The organism is Clostridium sp., assembly GCF_051650885.1.
GTDB lineage: Bacteria > Bacillota > Clostridia > Clostridiales > Clostridiaceae > Clostridium.
The window spans coordinates 1-26,647 of the sequence record NZ_JBOFRG010000050.1; the positions used below are offsets into that span (position 1 = coordinate 1).

The 26,647-nt window shown below is 29.1% G+C and carries 24 protein-coding genes, 1 pseudogene and 1 riboswitch; all 25 genes and pseudogenes read left to right on the forward strand.

What is annotated here, in order from left to right:
- Window positions 1-375, forward strand: a pseudogene (locus ACRC28_RS02410) (elongation factor G); the annotation flags it as partial.
- A 66-nt stretch (window positions 376-441) separates the two neighbouring features.
- Window positions 442-975: a zinc ribbon domain-containing protein gene (locus ACRC28_RS02415; RefSeq protein WP_438541863.1), complete on the forward strand. Its 534-nt coding sequence runs from the start codon at window positions 442-444 to the stop codon at window positions 973-975.
- A 104-nt stretch (window positions 976-1,079) separates the two neighbouring features.
- Window positions 1,080-3,398 carry a polyprenyl synthetase family protein gene (locus ACRC28_RS02420; RefSeq protein WP_438541864.1) on the forward strand — a complete coding sequence of 773 codons (2,319 nt, stop codon included), beginning with the start codon at window positions 1,080-1,082 and terminating at the stop codon, window positions 3,396-3,398.
- Between the two features lie 224 nt (window positions 3,399-3,622).
- On the forward strand, window positions 3,623-4,186 hold the full coding sequence (locus ACRC28_RS02425) for an NUDIX hydrolase (protein WP_438541865.1): 564 nt from the start codon (window positions 3,623-3,625) through the stop codon (window positions 4,184-4,186).
- 615 nt (window positions 4,187-4,801) lie between these two features.
- Complete coding sequence (tnpB, locus tag ACRC28_RS02430) at window positions 4,802-5,911, forward strand: IS200/IS605 family element RNA-guided endonuclease TnpB (RefSeq protein WP_438541866.1); 1,110 nt, start codon at window positions 4,802-4,804, stop codon at window positions 5,909-5,911.
- Window positions 5,912-6,089: 178 nt separating this feature from the next.
- Window positions 6,090-8,255 carry a DNA helicase RecQ gene (gene recQ, locus ACRC28_RS02435; RefSeq protein WP_438541867.1) on the forward strand — a complete coding sequence of 722 codons (2,166 nt, stop codon included), beginning with the start codon at window positions 6,090-6,092 and terminating at the stop codon, window positions 8,253-8,255.
- 118 nt (window positions 8,256-8,373) lie between these two features.
- Entirely contained in the window at window positions 8,374-9,648 is a 1,275-nt protein-coding gene (locus ACRC28_RS02440) for an L-cysteine desulfidase family protein (protein ID WP_438541886.1), read from the forward strand.
- Window positions 9,649-9,750: 102 nt separating this feature from the next.
- On the forward strand, window positions 9,751-10,479 hold the full coding sequence (locus ACRC28_RS02445; RefSeq protein ID WP_438541868.1) for an alpha/beta fold hydrolase: 729 nt from the start codon (window positions 9,751-9,753) through the stop codon (window positions 10,477-10,479).
- A 2-nt stretch (window positions 10,480-10,481) separates the two neighbouring features.
- A complete protein-coding gene (fliB, locus tag ACRC28_RS02450; protein WP_438541869.1) occupies window positions 10,482-11,606 on the forward strand; it encodes a flagellin lysine-N-methylase in 1,125 nt (374 codons plus the stop codon).
- A gap of 179 nt (window positions 11,607-11,785) precedes the next feature.
- A complete protein-coding gene (locus ACRC28_RS02455; protein ID WP_438541870.1) occupies window positions 11,786-13,915 on the forward strand; it encodes a YhgE/Pip family protein in 2,130 nt (709 codons plus the stop codon).
- A gap of 15 nt (window positions 13,916-13,930) precedes the next feature.
- Window positions 13,931-16,192: a YhgE/Pip family protein gene (locus ACRC28_RS02460; RefSeq protein WP_438541871.1), complete on the forward strand. Its 2,262-nt coding sequence runs from the start codon at window positions 13,931-13,933 to the stop codon at window positions 16,190-16,192.
- A gap of 141 nt (window positions 16,193-16,333) precedes the next feature.
- Window positions 16,334-16,636, forward strand: coding sequence for an urease subunit gamma (locus ACRC28_RS02465; protein WP_438541872.1), 303 nt, complete (start codon window positions 16,334-16,336; stop codon window positions 16,634-16,636).
- 17 nt (window positions 16,637-16,653) lie between these two features.
- On the forward strand, window positions 16,654-16,977 hold the full coding sequence (locus tag ACRC28_RS02470; protein WP_438541873.1) for an urease subunit beta: 324 nt from the start codon (window positions 16,654-16,656) through the stop codon (window positions 16,975-16,977).
- Window positions 16,977-18,692, forward strand: a complete 1,716-nt coding sequence (gene ureC, locus ACRC28_RS02475; protein WP_438541874.1) for an urease subunit alpha — start codon at window positions 16,977-16,979, stop codon at window positions 18,690-18,692. The genes ACRC28_RS02470 and ureC overlap by 1 nt, the downstream gene beginning before the upstream one ends.
- A 25-nt stretch (window positions 18,693-18,717) precedes the next feature.
- Window positions 18,718-19,167 (forward strand): urease accessory protein UreE, encoded by a 450-nt coding sequence (locus ACRC28_RS02480; protein ID WP_438541875.1) that lies wholly within the window; start codon window positions 18,718-18,720, stop codon window positions 19,165-19,167.
- Window positions 19,142-19,855 (forward strand): urease accessory protein UreF, encoded by a 714-nt coding sequence (locus tag ACRC28_RS02485; protein ID WP_438541876.1) that lies wholly within the window; start codon window positions 19,142-19,144, stop codon window positions 19,853-19,855. Before ACRC28_RS02480 ends, ACRC28_RS02485 begins: the two co-directional genes overlap by 26 nt.
- A 27-nt stretch (window positions 19,856-19,882) precedes the next feature.
- The gene (gene ureG / locus ACRC28_RS02490; protein ID WP_438541877.1) at window positions 19,883-20,491 is read left to right on the forward strand and encodes an urease accessory protein UreG; all 609 of its coding nucleotides are present in this window, start codon (window positions 19,883-19,885) and stop codon (window positions 20,489-20,491) included.
- A gap of 1 nt (window position 20,492) precedes the next feature.
- Window positions 20,493-21,341: an urease accessory protein UreD gene (locus ACRC28_RS02495; protein ID WP_438541878.1), complete on the forward strand. Its 849-nt coding sequence runs from the start codon at window positions 20,493-20,495 to the stop codon at window positions 21,339-21,341.
- 15 nt (window positions 21,342-21,356) lie between these two features.
- The gene (locus ACRC28_RS02500) at window positions 21,357-22,562 is read left to right on the forward strand and encodes an ammonium transporter (RefSeq protein ID WP_438541879.1); all 1,206 of its coding nucleotides are present in this window, start codon (window positions 21,357-21,359) and stop codon (window positions 22,560-22,562) included.
- A gap of 12 nt (window positions 22,563-22,574) precedes the next feature.
- Window positions 22,575-23,096 (forward strand): AmiS/UreI family transporter, encoded by a 522-nt coding sequence (locus ACRC28_RS02505; protein WP_438541880.1) that lies wholly within the window; start codon window positions 22,575-22,577, stop codon window positions 23,094-23,096.
- 166 nt (window positions 23,097-23,262) lie between these two features.
- Window positions 23,263-23,362, forward strand: a riboswitch (TPP riboswitch).
- 83 nt (window positions 23,363-23,445) lie between these two features.
- On the forward strand, window positions 23,446-23,640 hold the full coding sequence (thiS, locus tag ACRC28_RS02510; RefSeq protein WP_438541881.1) for a sulfur carrier protein ThiS: 195 nt from the start codon (window positions 23,446-23,448) through the stop codon (window positions 23,638-23,640).
- A 1-nt stretch (window position 23,641) separates the two neighbouring features.
- On the forward strand, window positions 23,642-24,442 hold the full coding sequence (thiF, locus tag ACRC28_RS02515; protein ID WP_438541882.1) for a sulfur carrier protein ThiS adenylyltransferase ThiF: 801 nt from the start codon (window positions 23,642-23,644) through the stop codon (window positions 24,440-24,442).
- A complete protein-coding gene (locus ACRC28_RS02520; RefSeq protein ID WP_438541883.1) occupies window positions 24,442-25,212 on the forward strand; it encodes a thiazole synthase in 771 nt (256 codons plus the stop codon). The genes thiF and ACRC28_RS02520 overlap by 1 nt, the downstream gene beginning before the upstream one ends.
- Window position 25,213: 1 nt before the next feature.
- Entirely contained in the window at window positions 25,214-26,317 is a 1,104-nt protein-coding gene (gene thiH, locus ACRC28_RS02525; protein WP_438541884.1) for a 2-iminoacetate synthase ThiH, read from the forward strand.
- Between the two features lie 4 nt (window positions 26,318-26,321).
- Window positions 26,322-26,647 (forward strand): thiamine phosphate synthase (locus tag ACRC28_RS02530; RefSeq protein WP_438541885.1); only part of this gene is annotated, 326 nt, incomplete at its 3' end.

Here is a 26,647-nt window from a genome sequence, read left to right on the forward strand (position 1 = left end):
TATTATAAATTTTCAATATCAGCAAATGTAGAGCATTTAGGCAGAATTATGGCAGACATTCAAAAGATGTATGGAGAGTTTAATCCACCAGAGCATTTAAATGAAGAGATAATAAGAATTAAGGGAAGAGGACCTGTTAAAACTTTTATGGATTATCCTTTAGATTTTATAAGCTTTACTCATGGAAAAGGAAGTTTAAATATGGTTTTTGAAAGCTATGATTATTGTCATAATGAAGAAGAAGTAATAGAAGAAATAAGCTACAATAAAAATGCAGATATAGAATATACAAGTACATCCATATTTTGCTCAAAAGGACAATCTTATTTGGTAGAGGGAAATGAAGCAAAAGAACATATGCATTGCTTAGAATAAATATGTCTTATTTGTAAACGAAATCGAAATGTGATATATTTATGGTAAGAAAAGGGGGCTTGTATTGTGGTTTGTGATAAATGTGGAAAAGAGATGAAAAAAGATGCTATATTTTGCACAGGTTGTGGTGCAGAAGTAAATAGTGATGCATTAGATAGTGGAAAAGATGAAAAAAGAAGCTTAGAAATTGGTAAAAAGTTAACTATACACTTAAAGATAACATTGGTTTTATTTATGCTAGGAACTTTAGGAGTATCATTAGATTGGGTTAAGATACATGGAATAGAGGGAATAGAGGGGGCAGCTCAAAGTGGACTTGCATTAGGTGCTATAGTGGTATTAGTTCCATTTATAATTTTACTAGTACTTGGAATATTAAAGATATTTGGAAGAAAAGTAGTAAACATAATTTTAGATATAATAGGGATTGGTACGTCAGGATTTATATCAATATTTATGATTATATTATATAGTACAGTAAGTAAAGTTCCAGGACATACAGAGAGTTTAGGGATTGGCTTATATTTAACTATAGCTGTTAGTGTAGGATTTTTAATAAACTCATCATACGGACTTTATAGAAGTATAAAAAGTAAATAAGATTAATTTAGGCTGCTAATTATAGCAGTCTTTTTTGCATAAAGTGCTAAAATTTAAAAAATAGCCATATTAATAGAATTATAGAATTATGATAGGGGTAAAAAATGAAGAGTAGAGAGGATAATGCTAAAAATGAATACTTAAGAGCAAAAGAATATAGTTCTAAATATTATAATGAACTAATAAGAATTCTAGAAAGTAAAGAATATGTAAAGCCTTTAATTGATGATTTAGAAAAATGGGGAGATAGGCATTTAGTAAAGAATAGAGTATTTAATAAGACTTTAGAGAAACTAGCTAGAGTAGATACTAAAAATTCAAGACGATATTTAGAGTTTTTAGATAAGAGGGGAAAATTAGATTATTATTTAGAGCGAAGTGTAGCATATATCTATATGCGAGATTTAGGAAAAGATATTTACAAGGAAGAAGAGAAAAGAAGTATAAACAAGGCAATAGAAAATATAAAGAAGAATATAAAAAGTGATAAAGAAGAAGGAATAGAGCTTGGTGAACTTTACAAAAAAGCAAAGGAAGAAGGTGTAGAAGATACAGTAATTTGGCTTATAGATAAAATAAAGAAAGTGGCTAAAAATATTCCGAAAGGAATGGATAAAGGTGAATCAATAAGAAAGATAATTAAGATTATTCTTGGTGTAATAATGTACAGAGAGGATGAGGCTACTGAAAATAGAAAAGAGGATATAGAAAAAAGCATAAGACTTGGATATGCTTATGGATTAACATATCCTTTTATAGATGACCTTTTTGACTCTAAAATACTATCGTTAGAAGAAGAAAAGAAGTATGCAAATATAATAAGAGAAACTCTTATTAAAGGTGAAGTAGCAGAACTTGGAGAATGGTCTGGTGAAAATGAAAAGCTTATAAGATTTATACATTCAGAGCTTAAGGAAGGGTTTGAGTATATAAAAAGTAATCAAAATGAAAAGAGTGTAGAGGCTTTCTTAAATCTTTCATATATCTTTTTCAACTCACAAGAAGAAGACAGAAAAAAAGATTTAAATTTCAAATATGATAATGAAGAAATTTTTATAGCAATAATCTTAAAATCAGCCTCTTCAAGACTAATAGTTCCAGCAGTTTTAAATTCTAAAGAAGGATATTCATTTGAAAGCAACATGTTTTATTATGGAATATATAATCAACTTGCAGATGATTTTACAGACATGGATGAAGATTATAAGAGAAATAGTCTTACACCCTATACCTATTATATAAAAAATAAAAATGATGAAGATGTAATAAATCCTTTTAATTTATACTTTGTAGTAATATATTTTTTAATACACAAAGTATATAAAAATGATGAGAAAACAAAGGATATCATTTTATCAAGAGCTATAAATAGTCTAAAAAGATTTAAAGCTAGAGTGAAAGAAGACAAGTATAGTGAGACTATGAAAAAGATAATGATAGATGATAAAGAATTATATATGCTTATTGATAAAATGGTTGAGAAAGCTATAGATGTAGATTTTTATGATAAATTATTGAGAGATAATATAAAAGAAAGTTTAGAAAAAGAAAAAGAGAAAAAAAATGAATTTAAAAGAAAAATAAAAGAAATGAAGAAAGAAATAAATTCATTTATAAAAATAGATGGTATGGAAAGTAGAGTTTTAGATGGTGCAAATTATAGTTTAGAAGGAGAAGGAAAAAGATTAAGACCAATTATAGCATGGATAATTGGAACTGAAGGATATGGTTTAAGTAAAGAAAGCCTAAAGCCATTAATAAAATCTTTAGAATATATGCATACAGCATCATTAATATTAGATGATTTACCAAGTCAGGATAACTCAAATAAAAGAAGAGGAAGGGAAACGGTTCATAAAAAATTTGATGTAGCAACAGGTGAATTAAGCAGTCTTTTTTTAATAGAGCAAGGAATATTTGAACAAGCTTCTTTAAAGGGATTTGAAAGTGAAAATATTTTAGAAATTATAAGATATTCTGCTGAGGCTATAAAGAAAATGTGTATAGGACAAGAAATGGATTTAAATTCAAAAGGGAAAAAATTAAATAAAGAAGAGTTAGAGGAAATATGCTTTTATAAAACAGGAATAGCATTTGAAGCATCAATTTTAATGCCAGCTATATTAGGAAATGCATCTGATAATGAAAAAAAATATTTAAAAGAGTTTTCAAAGTATGCAGGAATAGCATTTCAAATCAAGGATGATTTATTAGATAGCACTGGAGGAGAAGACTCTTTAAAAGAAGCAAAAGTAGATGAAAAAAATAATACTTCAACCTTTGTAACTGTATTAGGATATGAAGAAGCTTCAAAACAACTTTTTGAGTATTATAATTTAGCAATAGAGTCTCTTAAAAATGTAAATAGAAACACAGAGTTCTTAAAGGAACTTATGAATTATATATTGAATAGAGAAAATTAAAAAATACAAATATTGATATATAAGTAGAATTAATATGATATATAAAAAATAAATATTTTACTTAAAAGGAGTAGGGAAATATAATAGAAATACAGATAACATACAAAAAATCCTAAAAACCTTTATAAGAAGCTACCTATTTTTTAGGTAGCTTTTTTAAAAAATAGTGAACAAATAAGATTTTTGATATATAATAAGATGAAAAAAAAGAGGGGGGATTTTCATTGGGACATAGAGAAATAATAAAAAAATATACACCTATCAATGAGCAAGAAATGAAGGATAAGGTTTTGTTTATGCGATGTATGGAAAATTTTGAAGACACACTTACAAGGAGAAATGTAGTGTGTCATTTTACAGCATCAGCATTTGTTGTAAATAAGGATAGAACCAAAACCCTTATGATTTATCACAATATATATAATACGTGGGCTTGGACTGGCGGACATATGGATGGTGAAGAAGATTTTTTAAAAGTAGCATTAAAAGAATTAAAAGAGGAAACGGGTATAAAAGAAGCAAAGTTATTATCAGAAGAAATAATGTCACTTGATTCAATTCCTGTTGGAGGACATACAAAAAATGGTGTCTATATATCACCACATCTTCATTTGAACATAGCATATCTTTTTGAATGTAGTGAAGAAGAAGAGGTTCGAGCAAAGCTTGATGAAAATAGTGGAGTTAAATGGATTGAAATAAATCAATTGCATAAATATGTAGAGAAGGAACCATATATTTATTATATTTATAAAAAAATAATGGACAAAGGTCTTAGAAAAAGATAGAGATTAGCAGAGGCTAGTCTCTTTTTTCGTAAATATAGTTGATTAACTGCCTACGCAAACTCGTTACTTTAGTGATGAGTTAGTAGGCAAAGAGTCAGTATATAGAGAAATCTGTATGTAGAGGGAGGGAACCTTACCCAATACTACTTGAACTGCTGGAAACGCGTAAAGGCACATTAACTACAACATAATAGCTTAAATGCTATAAGTGTGAATGTTGAGAAATCAGAAAAAATAATGTGTATACCATAAGGTTAAAACCTAAGTGGAGTTACAATCGACAATCAGTAGCTAAGACCGAAAGGTAAAGTTCAACGACTATTCCTCTTGAGGGAAGTACACTACAAGCTATTGGTAGTGGAAGTGGGTAGCCCCTAGTACATAATGGTGAGGGTGAAGATATAGTCTGTGCTTATGTGAAAGCATAAGAAGTTTATAAGAGAACTGCTATGACGGTAGCGAGTTATAGTGAACGACAACCTCTAATACGACTAAGAACTACGGTTCTTACATATGTTGTTTAAAAATAGTCTTAAAATACTTTCAAATATTTGAATTAACCAATTGCGTATGCTAATATGAAATCAAAAAACACGTTAAGGAAGGTGAATTGTAGTGGAAAAGGCTTATAAGTTTAGAATATATCCAAATAAAGAACAAGAAAAGTTAATTAATAAAACTTTTGGTTGTGTAAGATTTGTATATAACAAGTATCTTGCTAAAAAAATAGAAATTTATGAAAATAATAAAGAAACTTTTACTTATAAGCAATGTAGTTCAGAATTAACTAGTCTAAAAAAAGAATTAGAATGGTTAAAAGATCCAGATAAATTTTCGCTACAAAATTCCTTAAAGGATTTAGAAAATGCGTATAAAAAATTCTTTAAAGAAAAGATAGGTTTTCCTAAATTTAAATCTAAAAAAACTAATAGATTTTCATATAGAACTAATTTTACAAATGGAAATATTGAATATTGTGGTAAACATATAAAGTTGCCTAAACTTGGAATAGTAAAAATAAGAGATAAGCAAATACCACAAGGAAGAATACTTAATGCAACAGTATCTAAAGAACCTAGTGGAAAATATTATGTATCTATATGTTGTACTGATATAGATATTAATCCATTTGAAAAAACTAATAATAGTATAGGATTAGATTTAGGAATTAAAGAATTTTGTATCTCAAGTGATGGAGAATTTATAGAAAATCCAAAGCATCTTAGAAAGTCTTTAAACAAACTTGCTAAATTGCAAAGAGGATTATCAAGAAAAACAATTGGTAGTTCAAATAGAAATAAAGCAAGATTAAAAGTAGCAAGACTTCAAGAGCGTGTAGCTAATCAAAGAAAGGATTTTCTGCAAAAGTTATCTACCAATTTAATAAAAGAAAATGATATTATTTGCATAGAAGATTTGCAGATTAAGAATATGGTTAAGAATCATAAGCTAGCTTTTTCTATTGCTGATGTATCATGGTCAGAGTTTGTTAGACAGTTAGAATATAAAGCTAATTGGTACGAGAGAAAGATTATGAAGGTAGATAAGTTTTTTGCAAGTTCTCAATTATGTAATAAATGTGGATATAAAAATGAGGAAGTTAAAAATCTAAGTATAAGAGAGTGGGATTGTCCTTGTTGTTACACGCATCATCAAAGAGATATTAACGCAAGTATAAATATTTTAAATGAAGGAATAAGACTAATAAATGTTTTAAATAGATAACATATATAAGAACCGTAGGAACTACGGGGTTAGCTTGGTGAAACTTAACACATTAGTGTTATTGACCAAGAACCCCACGACTTTAGTCGTGGGAGGTTCAGTTAAAATGAAATAAATATAATACTTAAGTATAGAGAATAAAGGAAGGGATATAATTTATAAGAAAAGGAGAATTATTTTGAAGGATATATATGAAATTTTAAGTAAATATTACGGATATAAAAGCTTTAGAGATGGGCAAGAAAAAATAATAAATGAAATAATAAATGGAAGTGATGTTCTAGCAATAATGCCAACAGGGGGAGGAAAATCTCTTTGTTACCAAGTGCCAGCTATTGCATTAGATGGATTAACAATAGTAATTTCCCCTTTAATATCACTTATGAAAGACCAGGTAGATTCTTTAAATGCATTAGGAATAGAAAGTGCATATATAAACTCAAGTCTTTCAAATATTGAAATTCAAGAGGTTTATTTTAGAATAAATACAGGAGAAATTAAAATTCTTTATGTTGCACCTGAAAGACTTGAAGGAATGGAGTTTCTTAATATTATAAAAGCTTTAAATGTCAGTCAAATAGCTATAGATGAAGCACATTGTGTGTCACAGTGGGGACATGATTTTAGAAGTAGTTATAAAAGAATAGCTACATTTATAGAGGCTATGCCTAAAAGGCCTGTTGTAACAGCCTTTACAGCAACAGCAACTAAAGAAGTACGTGATGATATTTTAGAGAGCCTTAAATTACAGAATCCTAAAATATTTATATCAGGCTTTGATCGTGAAAATTTAAAAATAACTGTTGAAAAAGGTATTAGTAAAAATATTTATATATTAGATTATATAGAAGCTAATAAAGGAGAAAGTGGAATAATCTATTGCTCTACAAGAAAAGATGTAGATAAGCTATGTGACCTTTTAAAGAGCAATGGAATAAATGCTTTAAGCTATCATGCAGGACTTTCAGATATTGAAAGAAAAAAGAATCAAGAAGATTTTATATATGATAGAGCAGATGTTATGGTTGCAACAAATGCATTTGGGATGGGGATTGATAAACCAGATGTAAGATATGTGTTTCATTATAATATGCCTAAGAACATTGAGGGATATTATCAAGAGATTGGAAGAGCAGGAAGAGATGGAGAAAAATCAGAATGTATTCTTTTATTTTCACCAGGGGATGTTCAAACTCAAAAGTATATTATAGAAACAGGAACACAAAATCCATTTAGAAAAAGAAATGAATTAGAAAAGCTTCAAAGTATGATAGATTTAGTTTATTCAAATGGATGCTATAAAAAATATATTTTAAATTATTTTGGAGAAGAAAAAGAAAAGGAATGTGAAAATTGTAGTAATTGTCTTTTTGAAGGTGAAATGATAGATAAAACAGTAGATGCTCAAAAGGTAATTTCTTGTGTGTATAGAATGAAAAGACCATTTGGAATTGGTGTTATAGTTGAAGTATTACGGGGTTCTAAAAATAAAAAGCTTATAGATCAGGGTTTAGATAAGCTAACTACTTATGGAATAGTAAAAGATTATACAAAAGATGAGCTAAAGGATTTTATAAATACATTGATATCTCATGGGTATATAAATTATGGAGGCGAATTCCCTGTTGTAACACCGAATAAAAACTCCTTAAGGATTATTAAAGGTGAGGAAAAAGTTTTATTTAAAGAAGTTAAAAAGGCAGTTAAGCTTAAAACTGATAATGAGTTATTTAGTATTTTAAGAGCATTAAGAATGGAAATTGCAGAAAAAGAAGGAGTTCCACCATATGTTGTATTTGGTGATAACACATTAAAAGAATTGAGTACAAGAATGCCTTTAAATAAACAGCAAATGCTTGATGTTAGTGGTGTTGGTGAAAAGAAAATAGAAAAATATGCAGACCTATTCTTAGAAAAAATAAATGCTTATGTAAATGAAAAAAATATAGAAGTTAGCTTTAAAATTGAAAATGATATAAAGCTTCCAGTAGAAAAGAAGGAAGGTAAAAAAAGAAAAGTAACGGAAAAAGAAAAATCTTATGAAACCAGTGTAAATATGCTTAGAGAAGGAAAAACTCTTGAAGAGACCACTAAAGAACGAAATTTAACAGTAGGAACTATATGTGGCCATATACAAACTTATATAGCAGATGTAGAACAGTTAGATTTCAAAATAGATTTTAGTGGATTCTTTACTGAAGAGGAAGAAAAAGAAGTATTAGAAATAGGTTCAGAAATAGGATTTTCAAAGCTATCACCAATAAAAGAAAAGGTTAATAATAATATAAGTTTTGAAAAAATAAAATTAATTATATTAAAAAGAAGCCTAGAAAATGATAATTAGGTAAAATTAGATAATTAAGATAATCAGGCTATCAAAAAGAAAAAAATAACTTTTTGATAGCCTGAAATTTTTGTTATAATCATTATAGAAAAGAGAAAGAGATAGGTGAATAGAGATGATGGACAAGAGTACATATAGAGATTATCTAAAAATATTAAAAGAAGAATTAGTCCCAGCTATGGGGTGTACAGAACCTATAGCAATAGCTTATGCAAGTGCAAAAGCAAGAGAGATTTTAGGTACAATGCCAGAGAGAATCCAAGTTTTATGTAGTGGGAATATAGTTAAAAATGCAAAGTGTGTTACTGTTCCTAATACAGGAAACTTAATTGGAATAAAGGCAAGTGCTATTATAGGTGTACTTGCAGGAAAAGCAGATAAGGAATTAGAAGTAATAAATGAAGTAGATGAAGAAAGTATTAAAAAAGCTAAGGAGCTTGTGGAGGGAGATTACTGTGTTGTAAATCTTTTAGATACAGAAGTTCAATTACATTTAATCGTAAAAGCTTTCTCAGGAGAGGATAGCAGTGAAGTAGAAATAAAATTTGCACATAATAATATTGTTAGAGAAACGAAAAATGGTAAAGATATTTTTAAAGCAGTAGAAGATGCAGATAAATATTTAGGTGTATTTGTAGATAGAGGAATTCTTTCAGTAGAACAAATTTATGAATATGCAAATACAGTTCCTTTAGAGGAGATTAAAGAAATCTTAGATACTCAAATAAAATATAATATAACTATTGCAGAAGAAGGGCTTAAGGGAACTTATGGAATAGGAATAGGAAAAGTAATATTAGAAAGTTATCCTGACACAATAGAAACAAAATTAAAAGCTTATGCAGCAGCAGCTTCAGAAGCAAGAATGAGTGGAAGTTCTCTTCCTGTAATGACTAACTCAGGGTCAGGAAATCAAGGAATGACATCATCAATACCTGTAATAGTATATTGCACAGAAAATAATTTATCAGAAGAACAGTTATACAGAGGATTAGTATTTGCTAACCTAATGACAATTCACCAAAAAACAGGAATAGGAAGATTATCAGCATTTTGTGGTGCAGTAAGTGCAGGATGTGCAAGTGGTGCAGCTATAACATATTTAAAGGGTGGTACTTTAGAACAAATAAATAAAACTGTGACTAATACTCTTGCAAATATTTCAGGTATAGTTTGTGATGGTGCTAAGGCTTCTTGTGCAGCTAAAATAGCTACTAGCTTAGATGCAGCAATGATGAGTCATCATTTAGCAATGGTAAATCAAGCATATAATCCTTTAACAGGGATTGTAAAAGATACAATTGAGGATACTATTGTAGCTGTTGGAAGACTTGGAAAAGAAGGAATGAAAGAAACAGATAAAGAAATATTAGAAATAATGCTTGAAGATTAAGATAGTAGATAAAAGAAGTTATTGAAAAAAATAACTTCTTTTTACTTTAAAATTTAAAGGTATATACTTTAGTAGAAGTTAAAAGGGGGAGGAGGTTAGAGTATGAAAGAGGTTACTTGTGGAAAAATAAAGATTTCTGATGTAAAATTACAGTATTACGAAAAAGGGAGGGGAAAAGAAAAGGTTATAGTTATTTTTCATGGTAATGGAATGAATACTACATCATTTAAAAAGCTTTTTTTAGAATTATCAAAGGAACACCATGTTATAGGTATAGATACAAGAGGACATGGAAAGAGTGAAATTGGAAAAAAGGTTTTAAGTATAGAGTTATTCGCTAAGGATTTTACAGAGTTTTTTAAGGTGAAAAAGCTAAAGAAACCATGTATTATAGGATTTAGTGATGGAGCAAATATAAGTATGGTGATGTGTAAAAAATATGGGGATGAGATAGATAAAGTAGTTTTAATTTCAGGAAATTATAAAGCAGAAGGACTAAAATTATGGGGGACAATAATTATAAAATTGTATATAAATTTACTAAAAATATTAGGTTTATGCCATAAAAAATTTAAGGGGAAAGCCCTTATAGCAGAACTAATGGTTAAAGATATTGGGATAGAAAAAAAGGATTTAGAAAAAATAAAAAATAAGGTGCTTGTTCTATGTGCTAGAAATGATGTTATAAAATTAAAACATAGTATAGAAATAAGCAGATTTATTAAAAATTCAAAAATTATAGAGATAAAAAAATCTAATCATTTAAATATAATAAATAAAAATGAAACTATAGAAGAAATTAGGAGCTTTTTGAAAGAAGAAAGGAGTTAAAAATGGGGGAAATGATAAAGTTAAGATATCCAAAATATTTTAAGGAGTTTAACTGTATAGGAAAAAAATGTACTGATATTTGTTGTGTAGGATGGGAAATTGAGGTAGATAAATTTACATTTAATCAATATAAAAATGTAAGTGATGATAGGGAAATAAAAAGTGAATTAGAAAAAAATATAGAAGTAAATTTAAAGGTTATTGATGAAACGATAGATTATGCAAAAATCCTTTTAAATAAGGAAAAGAAATGTCCATTTTTAGATGTAGATAGTTACTGCAAGATTTATAAAGAGCTTGGGGAAGAGTATTTAGGTAATGTATGCACAAGTTTTCCAAGGATTTTAAATAAGGTTGATGATATTTATGAAATATCCTTAGATATTTCATGTCCTCATGCAGCAGAAATGATATTAAGAAGAGAAGAGATAACATTTGCTGAAAGTGATGAAGAGTTAGGAAAATCTATAATTTGGAACAAAATTGATACAAGTGAAAAGTTTAATTGGCTATCAGTTGAATTCTTTTCAGAAATTAGAAGGAAAAGCTTAGAAATAATTAAAAATAGAAGTTTAGATTTAGATAAGAGAATTATTAACTTAGGATATTTTATAAAAGATGTGGAAGAAGTATATGAAATAGGTGAAAAAGATTTAAAAAAATACATAGAGGAATATGAATTTATAGAATATAAGATTAGGGGAGATAAAACAGTGGATAAAGCTGAATTTCTTCAAATAATAATAAAATTTTTAGAAGTAGAAAAAAATACTGATAGTATAATTTTAATAAATAAAACAAAAGAGTTATTAAGGGAGAAAAAAAAAGAAGAGAATTTTGATGAAATAGTTTTAGAAAATTATCTTGTAAATTATATGTTTTCAAGTTTATTTCCATTTTCAGAAATTGAATCAATATTTGATGGGTTTATAATGCTTATAGTTAGATATATACTATTTAGAGTTTATAGTAGTAAAAATATAGATGAAAATATTTTGATAATGCAAAAGCTATCAAAGATAATAAGTCACAATAAAAATTATGCAGCAGAGATACTGAATTATGTAAAAGATAACGAATTAGACAATTTAAAATTAACTTATTTTTTAAAAAAGTCCTTTGATTAGGACTTTTTTTGCATATAAAGTAAAAAACATATAAATAATATTAATAAAGTATTTAATTAATAAAATATGACTTTTAGTCAAAATTTAAATGAACAATATAGTTTTTAAGAAATTGCTTTGGTATAATTATGTATTGTAGCAGAATTAGGAGAAAGTAAATTTTAATGGAGGTGAAAAGAGTGAAAAATGCATTGAAAGTCTTTTTTAGAGATTTAAAAGGTATGGTAAAAAATCCAATAGCAATAATAATAATTGGAGGACTGTGTATAGTACCATCATTATATTCCTTTGTGAATGTTATTGCTTGTTGGGATGCATATAGCAACACAGGAACAGTTCCAATAGCAATAGTAAATGAAGATACAGGAACAAAGGTTGGAAGTGAAGAACTTAATGTAGGAAATAGCATAGTAGACAATTTAAAAACAAATAAGACTCTTGATTGGAATTTTGTAAGTGAAAATGAAGCAAATATAGGTCTTTCAAGTGGAAAGTACTTTGCAGAGCTTGTAATTCCAAAAGATTTTTCAAAGGATTTAAGTTCACTTGCAACAAATAATCCAAAGAAACCAGAACTTACATATAAAGTTGACACAAAAGCAGGACCAGTTGCAAATAAAATAACAGAAGTTGCTGAGCAAACACTTTTAGCACAAATACAAGATAGTATTATGTCAACATTATCAGAAAAAGCATTTGATAAATTAAATATTTATGGTAAAAAAGCAAATGAAAATAAAACTGAAATAATAAATTTAAAAAATGCAATAATAGACTTGAATGAGAATATAGACACTGTAATGAATGGAATTAAAAATGCAGGGAATAGTGCAAGTACATTAAATGCTTATTTAGACAATTTAAAAAGTATAGCACCAGCTTTAAATTCAAGTTTATCAGCAATGCAAACTAACACTCAGAATATTGGACAAAACATGGAAAATACTAAAGGTATTTTAAATGACACAATTTCTAATATAGGAGTAAATTTAAATAGTGCTAAAAATTTAGCAAACACAGTAGGTAATTTATCACAAAGTCTTTCTGGTGGAAATAATAAAGAGTTATTAAATCAAATACAGACTACGACAGAATCAATCCAGAAAAACATAAGTACGACTTTAAATTTCTTAAATAGTATAAACAAGGATAAGAATAATGCAAATTTAAATGCGTTAATAGACAGTTTAAATAACGCAAACAACCTATTAAATACTCAGGTAGAAAATTTAAAAAATACAGTTAATAGTGGTGGAGACCTTACACAAGCAGGTATTCAATCTATTCAAAATAGTGTAAATATGATAAACGATTCAATAAACAATGTATTATCTAACTATAATAATGGAGGTAATGCAGCTATTAATACTATTATGAATGGAATGGTGGAAGCTACAAATAATGCTACTAGCTTAATTCAAAATACCCAAAATTTAAATAGTAAAATTCAAAATATATTAAATGATGGTGCAAATATGACAAATACTGCAACTCAGACTAGTGAGAATTTATATAATTATTTAAATCAATATAAGGGAATGATAAATGAATTAAGTAATAAGTTACAAAATATTAGCGATAATAATATTGGTCAAATTATTGGAGTATTACAAGGAAACCCAATAGTAATGGGAGATTATGCTCAAAATCCATTTAATTTTAAGCAAGAATCAATTTATCCAGTTGCAAATTATGGTTCAGGTATGACTCCAGTATATAGTGTATTAGCATTTTGGGTAGGAATGTTAATTGCAGGCTCAATCTTAAAAACAGAGCCACCAGAAAGAGATGAATTTGAACTAATGACTATAAGAGAAAGACATTATGGTAAAATGTTAACTTTTGTATTTCTAGCTATAATTCAGTCATTAATAATAACTATTGGAGCAAAGTTTTTAGTTGGAGTACAAGTAATGAATTTACCACTTTTTATACTGGGTTCATTAGTTACATCAATAACTTTTGCAATAATAATGTTTACTTTATTATCTATTTTTGGACATATTGGAGATGCAATATGTATTGTACTTATGGTAGTTCAATTATCAGGAACAGGTGGAACATATCCAGTTCAAGCTATGCCATTATTCTTTAGAATAATAGAACCTTTTGTACCTTTCCCATATGGAGTAGACTTAATGAGAGAGGCAATTGGAGGAGCATACTGGCCAAATACAATAAAAGATATAGTAGCACTTATAATATTCGCTATAGTATTTATATTGATAGGGTATTTTGTGAAACCAAAATCAAATAATATATTCGCTAAGTTTGAGCACAGATTTAAGGAATCAGGACTTGCGGAATAATTAAGGAGAAAAACCATGAGGGTATTTAAAATATTTAAAAAAGACTTAAAAAGACTAATAAAAAATAAAGTTGCATTAGGAATTGTAATTGGTCTTTGTATAATACCATCGTTATATACATGGATTACTCTTAAAGCAAATTGGAATCCTTACGTAGATACAGGAAATGTTCCTATTGCCGTAGTTAATGAAGATAAGGGAACTATAATAAATAATCAAATAGTTAACTTTGGAAATCAAACAGTTACACAATTAAATAATAATAATTCTATGAAATGGACTGTTGTGGGGAAAAAGGTAGGAGATGAAGGCTTAAAGACAGGAGAATATTATGCAGAAATTATTATTCCAAGTGATTTCTCAGAAAAATTAAGAACTATATCAACAGGAAATCCAGTGAAGCCAGATTTAATTTACAGAGTAAATGAAAAGACAAATGCAATTGCAACTAAGATATCAGATTTAGCAGTAACAGGATTACAAAATCAAATAAAACAAACATTTTTTGATAGTGTAAATAAAGTTATACTAGATGCGGGAAATACATTAGGAAAAAATATAAAAGAAAATGAACCACTTATATTAAATTTAAAAAATGTTGTGAGTACAACAAATAGCAATGTACAAAGCATAATAAATAATATAGGAAGTGTAAGTGGAAGCACAGGAGAACTTGCAAATTATTTATCACAAGTAAAGGATGGAATTCCTAAAATAGAAGATGGAATAAATAATTTACAGAGTGTTGTAGGTGCTAGTAAGTACTTAATCCAGCAAACTAAAGATAATATTACATCAATAGAACAAAATTTAAATTCGTTGAATAGTAGTATTCAAAATACAAATAATTCAGCAAATACATTTATAGATAATTTAAAAGAAACTATAAAGACACAAGAGAGTATAAATAACAGTGCTTTAAATGGAGCAAAAGAAGGTCTTGGAATAGCTAAAAATGATACAAAGGATATTGAAAATTCTAAAGGGCTAACAAAAGATCAAATAAATAAAGATAAAAATATAATACAAAATGCTATAAAAAATAAAAAGAATTTAAGTAGTCTTATAAATGAGGCATCTAATATACTTGGAAACTTAAATAAAATTTCTCCAAATACTAATATATCAAATCTAAAGAATAAATTAGACTCCTTAAGTGGTGTGTTAGATAATCAAATAGGAGAATTAGAAGCATTAGATACTTATTTAAGTAACACAAATGGAGTAGATTTTAATGTTATAAATAGTAAATTAGATAGTATTTCAAACCTATCAAATGAAATAACAAATGGAATAAATGACTTTGTAAATAGCTACTCTAATAATATAAGTAATGATATTTCTAGTATTTCAGAAAATTTACAAAATAGCTTAAACAACGTTGATGGAATGTTACAATCAAGCAAAGAGTTAATACCAACATTAAATCAAATTGCTAATTTAGGAATATCATCTAGCAATTTAACATCAGATAAGGCAAATGAACTTAAAGGAAAGTTGGATAATTTACAAGGAACATTAACTAATTTAGAAAAACAAACAAATAAGTTAAATAATGATTCATTAAATAATATTGTTAATATATTAAATAAAAACCCTGAACAATTATCAAGCCTTTTAGCATCTCCAGTAGGGATGAATGTACAAGAGTTATATGGAATGTCTATATTTGGAGTTGGGCTTGCACCATTTTATACAGTATTATCAATTTGGGTTGGAGCACTTTTATGTACAACAATATTAAGTGCAAATGATAAGGAAGAAGATGATACTACAGGAAAAGGAATATTAAGTATTCATTTTGGAAAAATGCTTTTATTCTTATTGATAAACTTCGTTCAAGCAACAATAGTAACAGCAGGAGATATTTTATTAATAGGAATTAAACCAGCTAATATCCCATTACTGTTTGCATTTGCATGGTTTTCAGGAATAGTGTTTACAGTAATAATATTCACATTAGCATCATTAAATGGAAACTTTGGTAAAGCAGGAGCCCTTGTAATAATGGTAATGCAAGTTGCAGGATCAGGAGCAATATATCCAATAGAAGTTAATCCAGCATTTTTACAAAAAATAGAATTTTTATGGCCATTTACTTATTCAATAGATGGATTTAGAGAAGCTATTGGAGGAGCAGATTGGAGCAAAGTAGGTACAGACTTTTTTGCATTAAGTATATTTTTAGTTATATTTATAGGAATTGGGTTAATGAAAGTATTTACAAATACCACAGAAAAAAAAGTAGAAGGATTGTTTGAACAATCAGAATTATAAGAAGAGTAAGAAGAGTAAAATTTTTTACTCTTCTTTTTTATGAATAAAGGACAAAAAAATAGGGGAAAGTATTTAGGAAAAATAAATGTATGGGAATATATACAAATGTTTTTGAAAATTAAATTTTAGGAGGAATCAGTTTTGAGAATTACAATGCGTGAACAAGAAAAATTAATGATTGTTGTAGCGGCTGATTTAGCTAAGAAGAGAATGGATAGAGGATTAAAACTAAATTATCCAGAATCTGTAGCTATAATAACAGCAGATATTATGGAAGGCGCTAGGGACGGAAAAAGTGTTTCTGATTTAATGGATGAAGGAAGAGGAATTCTTACAAGAGATCAGGTAATGGAAGGTATTCCAGAAATGCTTCATACAGTTCAAGTAGAAGTAACATTCCCAGATGGAACTAAGTTAGTTACTGTACATGATCCAATTCAATAAACGAAGGAGGAGAAAAAATGATACCAGGAGAAATCAAGTTAGGTGAAGGAACAATTGAATATAACAAAGGTAGAGAAGCTATACAAATAAAAGTAAAAAATGAAGCTGACAGACCAGTTCAAGTTGGTTCACATTTTCATTTTTATGAAGTAAACTGTGGATTAAAATTTGATAGAGATAAATCTTATGGAAAAAGATTAGATATTCCAGCAGGAACTGCGGTAAGATTTGAGCCAGGTGATGAAAAAGAAGTTAGCTTAATTCCAATAGCAGGAGTTAGAAGAGTATTTGGTTTAAATAATAAAGTTGATGGATATTTAGATGAGGGGGTTTGTAAATAATGAGTTTTGAGTTAGATAGAAAGCGTTATAAAGACTTATTTGGACCAACAAAAGGTGACAAAATAAGATTAGGAGATACAGAACTTTTTATAGAAATTGAAGATGATAAAACACTATATGGAGATGAATGTAAGTTTGGTGGAGGAAAGTCACTAAGAGATGGAATGGGGCAAAACTCTATTGAAACTAGAAAAAATCCAAAGGTTGCTGATTTAATTATAACAGGAGCAACAATCGTGGATTACACAGGAATTTATAAAGCAGATGTAGGAATAAAAGATGGAAAAATATTATGCATAGGAAAAGGTGGAAATCCACTTGGAATGGATGATGTTGATTTCATTGTTGGAGTTAGTACAGAGGCTTTAGCAGGAGAAGGATTAATCTTAACTGCTGGAGGAATAGATACACACGTACATTATCTTAGCCCAGACTTAGTAAGAGTAGCAATAGAAGGTGGTATTACAACTATTGTTGGTGGAGGAACAGGACCAAACGATGGAACTAACGCTACAACTTGCACACCAGGAGCTTGGAATATTGAAAAAATGATTGAAGCTGCAGAAGGACTTCCAATAAATATGGGATTCTTAGGAAAAGGTAGTGGAGCAAATATTGAAGTAAATGGAGAACAAATTGAAGCAGGGGCTTGTGGATTAAAAATTCATGAAGACTGGGGTGCTACAAAGTCTGCAATTGAATATTCACTTCAAGCAGCTGACAAATATGATATTCAAGTATCAATTCATACAGATACATTAAATGAAGGTGGATTTGTTGAGCATACAATAGATGCAATTAAAGGAAGAGTTATGCATACGTTCCATACTGAAGGAGCTGGAGGAGGGCATGCGCCAGACATATTAAAAATGGCTCAATTCCCAAATATTTTACCAGCATCAACAAACCCAACAAAACCATATACAAAAAATACAATTGCTGAACATTTAGATATGCTTATGGTTTGTCATCACTTAGATAATAAAGTTGCAGAAGACGTTGCTTTTGCAGATTCAAGGATTAGAAAACAAACAATAGCAGCTGAAGATATCTTACATGATATGGGAGTATTTAGTATGATGAGTTCAGATACAATGGCCATGGGAAGAATCGGTGAGGTTATAACAAGAACTTGGCAAACTGCTAGTAAAATGAAAACTCAAAGAGGAGTTATGGATGGTGATAAAGAAGATTCTGATAACAACAGAGTTAAAAGATATATTTCTAAATACACTATAAATCCTGCAATAGCACAAGGTATGGACACATATGTAGGTTCAGTAGAAGAAGGGAAAATAGCAGATTTAGTTCTTTATGAACCAGCATTCTTTGGAGCAAAACCTAAAATAGTAATTAAAGGTGGTATGATACTTAACTCAATTATGGGAGAAGCAAATGCATCTATACCAACATGTCAACCAGAAATACCAAGATATATGTTTGGATATTATGGAAAAGCAATGCAAAGAACATGTGTAACATTCGTTTCACAATATGCATATGAGCATGGAATAAAAGAAAAATTAGGTCTTGAAAAACAAGTTCTACCTGTAAAAGGAATTAGAAACTTAACTAAAAAAGATATGAAGTTTAATGCTGAAATGCCAAAACTTGAAGTTGATCCACAAACTTATGAAGTAAAAGTTGATGGAGTTCTTGCAACTTGTGAACCAGCAGAAACATTACCATTAACACAAAGATATTACTTATTCTAAATTATATAAATAAAGGAGAGACGAGATGATATTAGATAAAGTGTTAGGAAATATAGACAGCACTAATATAGAAGGGTGTCATATAGAAAAAATTTATTTAGATAATGAAGATATGCTTAAAAGAATTATAAGAGCAGAATCAGATCATGGAAAAGAATATGGAATTACATTAAAAAATGATGAAAAGCTTAAGGATGGAGATATTATTTTCAATGATGGACACAACGTTGTTATAGTAAAAGTTAATAGTGAAGATGTCTTAGTAATTTTACCAAAAAGTATGACTGAAATGGGTAAGATTGCACATGAAATAGGAAATAAACATCATCCAGCACAATTTATGGACGAAAAAATGATTATACAGTATGACCCAGTAGTAGAAGAGGGTCTTAAGAAGGACGGAATAGACTATAAGAGAGAAAATTTAGAGTTAAAAGAGGCATTTAGACATGTTGACTTCATGCATAGACATTAAAGATAACTTAAAAATATTAGAAGTAATGCAAATATGTGATTCAAATTTTCCAATTGGTTCATTTAATCATTCATATGGAATGGAAACCTATCTAAGAGATGATAGGATAAGAAATACAGAAACTTGCAGAGAATGGATAACTACTTTTTTTAGGAATCAATTTTTATATAGTGAGGGATATGGAATTAAAATTCTATATCCATTACTAGAAAAAGAGGATTACGCTAAAATTATAGAATTAGATAGAAAATTAACCGTTCAGTGTATGGCGAAAGAAACAAGGGATGGAAATAAACTTGTGGCAAGAAGAATGGTTGAATTATTTTTAGACTTATATAGGTCAGAAAAATTAGAAAGATATCTAGAGGATATAAAAAAGAAAAAAGTATTCGGGCATCCATCAATAGTTTTTGGAACACTTATGTATGAACTTGGAATAGATTATAAATTTGCAATTCAATATTATATGTATAGTACGGCATCTACTTTAATACAAAATGCAGTAAGAACAATCCCTCTTGGACAAAAAGATGGGCAGCTTCTCTTACAAGAATGTGCTAAAAACTTTTCTGAGCTTAGTGTATTAATAGAAGAGCTTGAGGAAGAAATGTTTGGGGCAAATGTTCCTGGAATAGAGCTTGCACAAATTCAACATGAAACATTAATATTCAGATTGTTTATGTCATAATAAAATTTTTATATGAGGTGATAAATTATGAGACCAGTAGTTATAGGTGTTGGTGGCCCTGTTGGAAGTGGAAAAACACTTTTAATAGAAAGAGTTACTAGACAAATGAATGAAAATTATAAGTGTGCAGTAATAACTAATGATATTTATACAAAAGAAGATGCAAAGTTTATGGTTAAAAACTCGATTTTACCAGAAGACAGAGTTATTGGAGTTGAGACAGGTGGATGTCCTCATACTGCAATTAGAGAAGATGCTTCAATGAACTTTGCAGCAGTTGATGAATTGAAAAGTAGGTTTGATGACTTAGATATTATTTTCTTAGAAAGTGGAGGAGATAACTTAGCAGCTACATTTAGCCCAGATTTAGTTGATTTTTCAATTTATATAATAGATGTTGCACAAGGAGAGAAAATTCCAAGAAAAGCAGGGCAAGGAATGATAAAGAGTGACCTTTTTATAATAAATAAAATAGATTTAGCACCATATGTTGGAGCAGATTTAGAAGTTATGAGAAAGGATACACTTAACTTTAGGAAAGAAAACACATTTATTTTCACAAATCTTAAAACTGATGAAGGTATAAACCTTGTTATAAACTGGATAAAGAATAAATGTTTATTAGAGGGAATGTAATATGCAGAAATGCAAAGCCAAAAGAGAAAACTTTGATGGATATATTGAGTTAGTTTTAGAAAAACGTGGAGATAAGACCATTACAACCAAAAGAGCTTTTGATGGAGTAATGAGAGTTTCACCAACACTTCACTTGGATAGGGAAGAAATTTCAACATATTTTATAGTTCAAATTGGAGGTGGATATGTTGAGGGTGAAAAATTCTTAAACACTATAGAAGTGAAAAAAGATGCAAGAGCAATTGTAACAACTCAAGCATCAACAAAAATTTATAAATGTGAAAATATGAAAGAAACTTATCAAGAAACATATATAAATTTAGAAAAAAATAGTGTTTTAGAATATATAACAGATCCAGTAATTCTGTATAGAAATGCAATGTATAAGCAAGTAAATGATATTTATATGCATAAAGATAGTACATTTATATATACAGACGGAATTACAGCAGGATGGTCACCAGATGGTGGAAACTTTAAATACAAAAGAGGAATTCTTAAAACAAATTTGTATTATGATAGCAAATTGGTATTATTAGATAATTTAGTTTTAGAACCTGAAAAATATGATATTAATAAAATTGGATATTTAGAAGGATATTTAAATTTTGGAACATTACTAGTAATAGATAGAAGAATTACAAAAGATTTTATAGAGAACTTAAGAAAAGAAATAGAAGAAATAGATTTAAATTTAAGCTATGGAATAAGTGGCTTAGAGGTAAATGGATTTATACTTAGAGTTATAGGAAATATGACAGGAGAAATAGAAAAGGTAATAGTAAAATGTCATGATTTTGTAAGAAGAGAATTATTTAATTCTCTTCCTATAACTATACGTAAGTATTAAAAAGAGGTGAACTTTATGCTAGATGGAATAGTACATGGAAATGTGGCATTTATAATCTTATCAACAGTACTGGTGTTTATAATGACTCCAGGGCTAGCTTTCTTTTATGGTGGATTAGTTGAAAGAAAGAATTCTCTTACAATAATGCTACAAGTATTTTTAGCGATAGGTGTAGTAACACTTATGTGGATATTTGGAGGCTTTAGTCTTGTATTTGGGGATGATATAGGTGGATTTATAGGAAATCCAACACAATTTTTTGCCTTTAAAAATTTAGATTTTGTAGTTAATAGAACTTATGGATTAACAATTCCATTTTTAATGTTTTTTATGTATCAATTGATGTTTGCAATTATAACTTTACCATTAATGACAGGGGCAATAGCAAATAGAATGAACATAAGAGGTTGGATAGTATTTCTTATAATTTGGATGATAGTAGTTTATTTTCCAATTGCCCATTGGATTTGGGGAGGAGGCTTCCTTGCAAAAATGGGATTTGTTGATTTTGCAGGAGGAACAGTAATTCATGTAAGTTCAGGTTTCTCAGGACTTGTAGCAGTATATGTGCTGGGAAGAAGAGCAGTACCAAATGAAAAAGGACCATTTAATCTAGGATTAGTTGCAATTGGAGCAGCACTTTTATTATTTGGATGGTTTGGATTTAATGCAGGAGGAACTTTAGCTGCAGCAGAAACAGCAGCAATAGTATTTACTAACACAGGAGTAGCAGGGGCAGCAGGTATGATTGTTTGGACAATAGTATCTTATATTGAAGAAAAAAGATTTTCTTTTTTAGAGCCATTAATAGGTGCAGTTGCAGGGCTTGCTACTATAACACCAGCATCAGGATACGTGACACCACTTTCAGCAACATTGATTGGAGCAATTGCAGGAGTATTTTGTTTTTTCTGTGTTAAATTTGCTAAAAAAAGATTTGATGATGCTCTAGATGTGTGGGGTGTTCATGGAATGGGTGGATTTATAGGAACTGTATTAATAGGGGTGTTAGCAAATCGATTAGTTAATGGAGTAAATGCAGGTATGGAGCAGTTTTTAACACAATTGTTTGGAGCTGTTTTAGTTGCAATATACTCAATTGTTTTAACCTTTATAATAATGAAAATAATAGATAGAGGAAGCTTTATTAGAGTTTCTAAAGAAGAACAAGAAAGAGGTTTAGATCAATCTCTTTTACATGAAAAATATGATATAGAATAAGGAGGAAAAAGTATGTTAGGAGCGGTTCTTTTATATGTAGGTTTTGTGCTTATGATTAATGGTTTAGGGACTCTTACAAAGATACCACCAAAATCAACAGCTATTATGAATTTAATAACAGCAACATTATCAATAGTTGTTAACTTTGGAACATTAATAATAGACCAGGCGCAATCACCTGCAAATTCAATTAATTTTTATGCACCAGCAACAGGACTTTTATTTGGTTTTACATATCTTTTTATAGCATTAAATTCTATTTTTAATCTTGATACAAGAACTTTTGCATGGTATTCATTATTTGTTGCAATAACAACAATACCAGCAGGAATTCTTCAATGGAGAGAAGGTGGAATATGGAACATACTTATGGCAATCATTTGGTGGGCGTGGGGAGTTCTATGGATTACAGCACCAATTGAAATTCTTTGGGGAAAAGCACTTGGAAAATTTACTCCATGGCTTAGTATATTTGAAGGAATATTCACAGCATGGATACCAGGATTCTTAATTTTAATGGGAATATGGACGTAAATAAAAAGATTATTTTAAAATAATAAACTGAAGTACAGTTTTCATATATGATAAAATCCTACCTAAGTAGATAAAGAAAATAATCGAAATTCATTTATCTATAAAGGTGGGATTTTGTTGTAAATAAAAGGAAAATATAGTAAAATTAAAATATAATTAAATAAATAAAATTTGCTAGGGGTGCTTTTAAGCTGAGAGGGAGAAATCCTAACTCTAATATACCTGATTTAGATAATACTAACGTAGGGAAGCAATATTTCTAAAGAATATATATTCTTTAGAGTATTTTTAGAACTAGCAATTAAAGATAGTTCTATTTTTTTTATGGATTTTTAAGGAGGTGGTAAGGGTGTTTGTGAATGGGAAGGAAGTTTTATTAGAAAATGAAATTACAGTTTCAGAATTTTTGAGTGAAAAGGAATTAAATAGAGATAGAGTCGTTGTGGAAATAAATAAAAAAATCTGTATAAAGGAAGATTTTGATTACGTTACTTTAAAAGAAGATGATGAAATTGAAATAATAGCATTTGTTGGAGGAGGTTAGAGTGAAGATAAAAATAAATGAAAAGTGGACTAGTGAAAAAGAAGCTACTTTGTATGAATTGAAAGAAAAGTATAAGAGAGATGCAGACATAGTAATTTTAAATGGGTTTCCAGTAAATGAAGATAAAAGAGTAAAAGAAAATGATAGGGTTGTTTTTATAAAAAGAGGTGAAACTTATACAAAGGAAGAGCTTAAAGAATTAATGAGGGCAAGGCATACTCCAGTAATTAGTGAAAAGCTAGAAAAGGCAAAAGTAGTTATATGTGGAGCTGGTGGACTTGGGTCAAATGTGGCTACTGCTTTGTGTAGAGTTGGGGTTGGAGAGATAAAAATAATAGATTTTGATATAGTTGAGCCATCTAATCTAAATAGACAAGAGTATTTTGTAGAGAATATTGGAATGGAAAAGGTAAAGGCTTTAAAGGAAAATCTAAAGAAGATAAATCCTTTTGTCAAAGTTATAGAAATAAATGAAAAGATAGATGAAGAAAATATTGAAGAAATTTTAGAGGATGAAGAACTAATTATTGAAGCTTTTGATAATCCAGAAAGTAAGGTAATGCTTACTAATTATGTATTAGGAAAAGAAAATAAGAAGTTAATTTGTGGCTCAGGAATGGCAGGATATTATAAAAGTAATGATATTAAAACGAGAAAAGTATTTGGACGTGTTTATATTTGTGGAGATTTAGAAAAGGGAGCAAAAGAAGGAGAAGGTCTTATGGCACCAAGAGTTTCTATTTGTGCAGGACATATGTCAAATGCAGTTATGAGAATTATATTAGGGGAGGATGAGGTTTAATGAATGATAAGTTAATAATTGGAGGAGTAGAACTTTCTAATAGACTTTTTGTAGGAACAGGAAAGTATCCATCAAATAAGTTAATAAAAGAGGTATTAGAAAGTACAGGAGCTGAAGTAATAACTTTAGCATTAAGAAGAGTTGATTTAGAAAATAAAGAAGAGGATATTTTAAGTAATATTCCTAAAGGTGTAAGATTATTGCCAAATACATCAGGAGCAAGAAATGCAGAAGAGGCTATAAGGATAGCAAGAATAGCAAGAGCTATGGGATGTGGAAATTGGATTAAAATAGAGGTTATAAATGATTCAAAATATCTTTTGCCGGATAATGAAGAAACAATAAAAGCAACTAAAATATTGGCAGATGAAGGATTTGTTGTTCTTCCTTATATGTGCCCAGACCTTTATGCAGGTAGAAGGCTTATAGAAGCAGGGGCAGCTGCAGTAATGCCATTAGGTGCACCTATAGGAAGTAATAGAGGGATTAGAACAAAGGAACTTATACAAATTATGATAGATGAGTTAGATATTCCTATAATAGTAGATGCAGGAATAGGAAAGCCATCACAAGCAATGGAAGCTATGGAAATGGGAGCGGCAGCTTGTTTAGTTAATACAGCAATAGCATCATCAGAAAATCCAAGGAGTATGGGAGAAGCCTTTAAATATGCAGTTAAAGGTGGTAGGCTTGGATATTTATCAAAGTTTGGAGCAAAAGAAAATAAAGGAAAGGCATCCTCACCACTTACAGGATTTTTAGGGAGATAGTATGAGTTTTTATAGTATTTTAGAGAAGTGGAAAAATTTTAATTTTGATGAGTATTTTAAAAATGTAAGTAAGGATGATGTTTTAAGAAGCTTAGAGAAAAGAAATTTAGATGAATATGATTTATTAAATTTAATATCAAAAAAGGCTGAAGAATGTTTAGAGGAAATGGCCACTGTAGTAAGAGATAATACATTGAGGTATAGTGGACGAACTGTTTTATTATATACACCTATGTATATATCAAATTACTGTATAAATAAATGTGCATATTGTGGCTATAGCGTAGGAAATGAAATTGAAAGAAGAAAGCTTACTATGGAAGAAATAGAAAGGGAAGCCTTAGAGATAAAAAAAGAGGGGTTTAGAGAATTATTGTTGTTAACAGGAGAAAGTGAATATCATACCCCTGTAAGTTATATAAAAGAAAGCGTAAGTATATTAAAGGATATATTTCCATCAATAACAATTGAAATTTATCCAATGGAGATAGAAGGGTATGAAGAAGTAGTTAAAGAAGGTGTTAATGGACTTACAATATATCAAGAAACTTATGATGAGGAAGTATATGATAGAGTTCATATAAGAGGACCTAAGAAGAATTTTAAATTTAGATTAGATGCACCCGAAAGAGGTGCAATTGCAGGAATGAGAAGTATTGGAATGGGAGCGTTACTTGGACTATCTGACTTTAGAAAAGATGTATTTTTTACAGCTCTTCATGGAAGATATCTTATGAATAAATATCCACATTTAGAACTTTCTTTTGGACCACCAAGAATAAGACCTTGTGCTAGTGGATTTTCTGACATAAAAGATGTTACAGATTTAAATTTGGTACAAGCAATGCTTGTGTATAAGTTATCCTATCCACAAGGTGGATTAAATATTACAACAAGAGAAAATAGTGAAATTAGAAAATTCTTAGTTCCACTTGGGGTAACGAAGATGAGTGCAGGAGTGAGTACAGAAGTTGGAGGAAGAACTTTAAATGAAAAGGGAACGGGGCAGTTTGACATAAGTGACGAGAGTACTGTTGAAGAGGTAAAGAATTTATTGAAAGAGTGTGGATATCAACCTATATTTAAAGATTGGGTGAGGATGTAGTTAAATGGAATGGCTTATAACAAATAGAAAAATGTTTAAAACAGAAGAAGCATTTTTAAACAGGCTTGAGGAAGTGTCTAAGAAAAAAGTGGGGAAAATAATTTTAAGAGAAAAAGATTTATCAAATGAAGAGTTTGAAAAGTTATATTTGAAAATAAAAGAAAAGATAAAAGATGATTGCACTCTTATAATAAATTCTAATATAGATATTTATAAAAAATATAAAGAGGAGTATTTACATTTACCTTTTAGAGAATTTTTAAAGTATGAAAAAATACAAAATGAAAAAGTTGGAGTATCTATACATTCTTTAGAAGAAGGAATTGAAGC

Bases quoted from the DNA above. Each gene is read 5' to 3' on its own strand.
- ACRC28_RS02520 (WP_438541883.1), top strand. From the start codon at position 24,442: ATGAATGATAAGTTAATAATTGGAGGAGTAGAACTTTCTAATAGACTT.
- ACRC28_RS02420 (WP_438541864.1), top strand. From the start codon at position 1,080: ATGAAGAGTAGAGAGGATAATGCTAAAAATGAATACTTAAGAGCAAAA.
- ureC (WP_438541874.1), top strand. From the start codon at position 16,977: ATGAGTTTTGAGTTAGATAGAAAGCGTTATAAAGACTTATTTGGACCA.
- ACRC28_RS02500 (WP_438541879.1), top strand. From the start codon at position 21,357: ATGCTAGATGGAATAGTACATGGAAATGTGGCATTTATAATCTTATCA.
- ACRC28_RS02470 (WP_438541873.1), top strand. From the start codon at position 16,654: ATGATACCAGGAGAAATCAAGTTAGGTGAAGGAACAATTGAATATAAC.
- ACRC28_RS02480 (WP_438541875.1), top strand. From the start codon at position 18,718: ATGATATTAGATAAAGTGTTAGGAAATATAGACAGCACTAATATAGAA.
- ACRC28_RS02440 (WP_438541886.1), top strand. From the start codon at position 8,374: ATGGACAAGAGTACATATAGAGATTATCTAAAAATATTAAAAGAAGAA.
- ACRC28_RS02495 (WP_438541878.1), top strand. From the start codon at position 20,493: ATGCAGAAATGCAAAGCCAAAAGAGAAAACTTTGATGGATATATTGAG.
- ACRC28_RS02505 (WP_438541880.1), top strand. From the start codon at position 22,575: ATGTTAGGAGCGGTTCTTTTATATGTAGGTTTTGTGCTTATGATTAAT.
- ACRC28_RS02485 (WP_438541876.1), top strand. From the start codon at position 19,142: ATGTTGACTTCATGCATAGACATTAAAGATAACTTAAAAATATTAGAA.
- fliB (WP_438541869.1), top strand. From the start codon at position 10,482: ATGGGGGAAATGATAAAGTTAAGATATCCAAAATATTTTAAGGAGTTT.
- ACRC28_RS02460 (WP_438541871.1), top strand. From the start codon at position 13,931: ATGAGGGTATTTAAAATATTTAAAAAAGACTTAAAAAGACTAATAAAA.
- ureG (WP_438541877.1), top strand. From the start codon at position 19,883: ATGAGACCAGTAGTTATAGGTGTTGGTGGCCCTGTTGGAAGTGGAAAA.
- thiH (WP_438541884.1), top strand. From the start codon at position 25,214: ATGAGTTTTTATAGTATTTTAGAGAAGTGGAAAAATTTTAATTTTGAT.
- ACRC28_RS02445 (WP_438541868.1), top strand. From the start codon at position 9,751: ATGAAAGAGGTTACTTGTGGAAAAATAAAGATTTCTGATGTAAAATTA.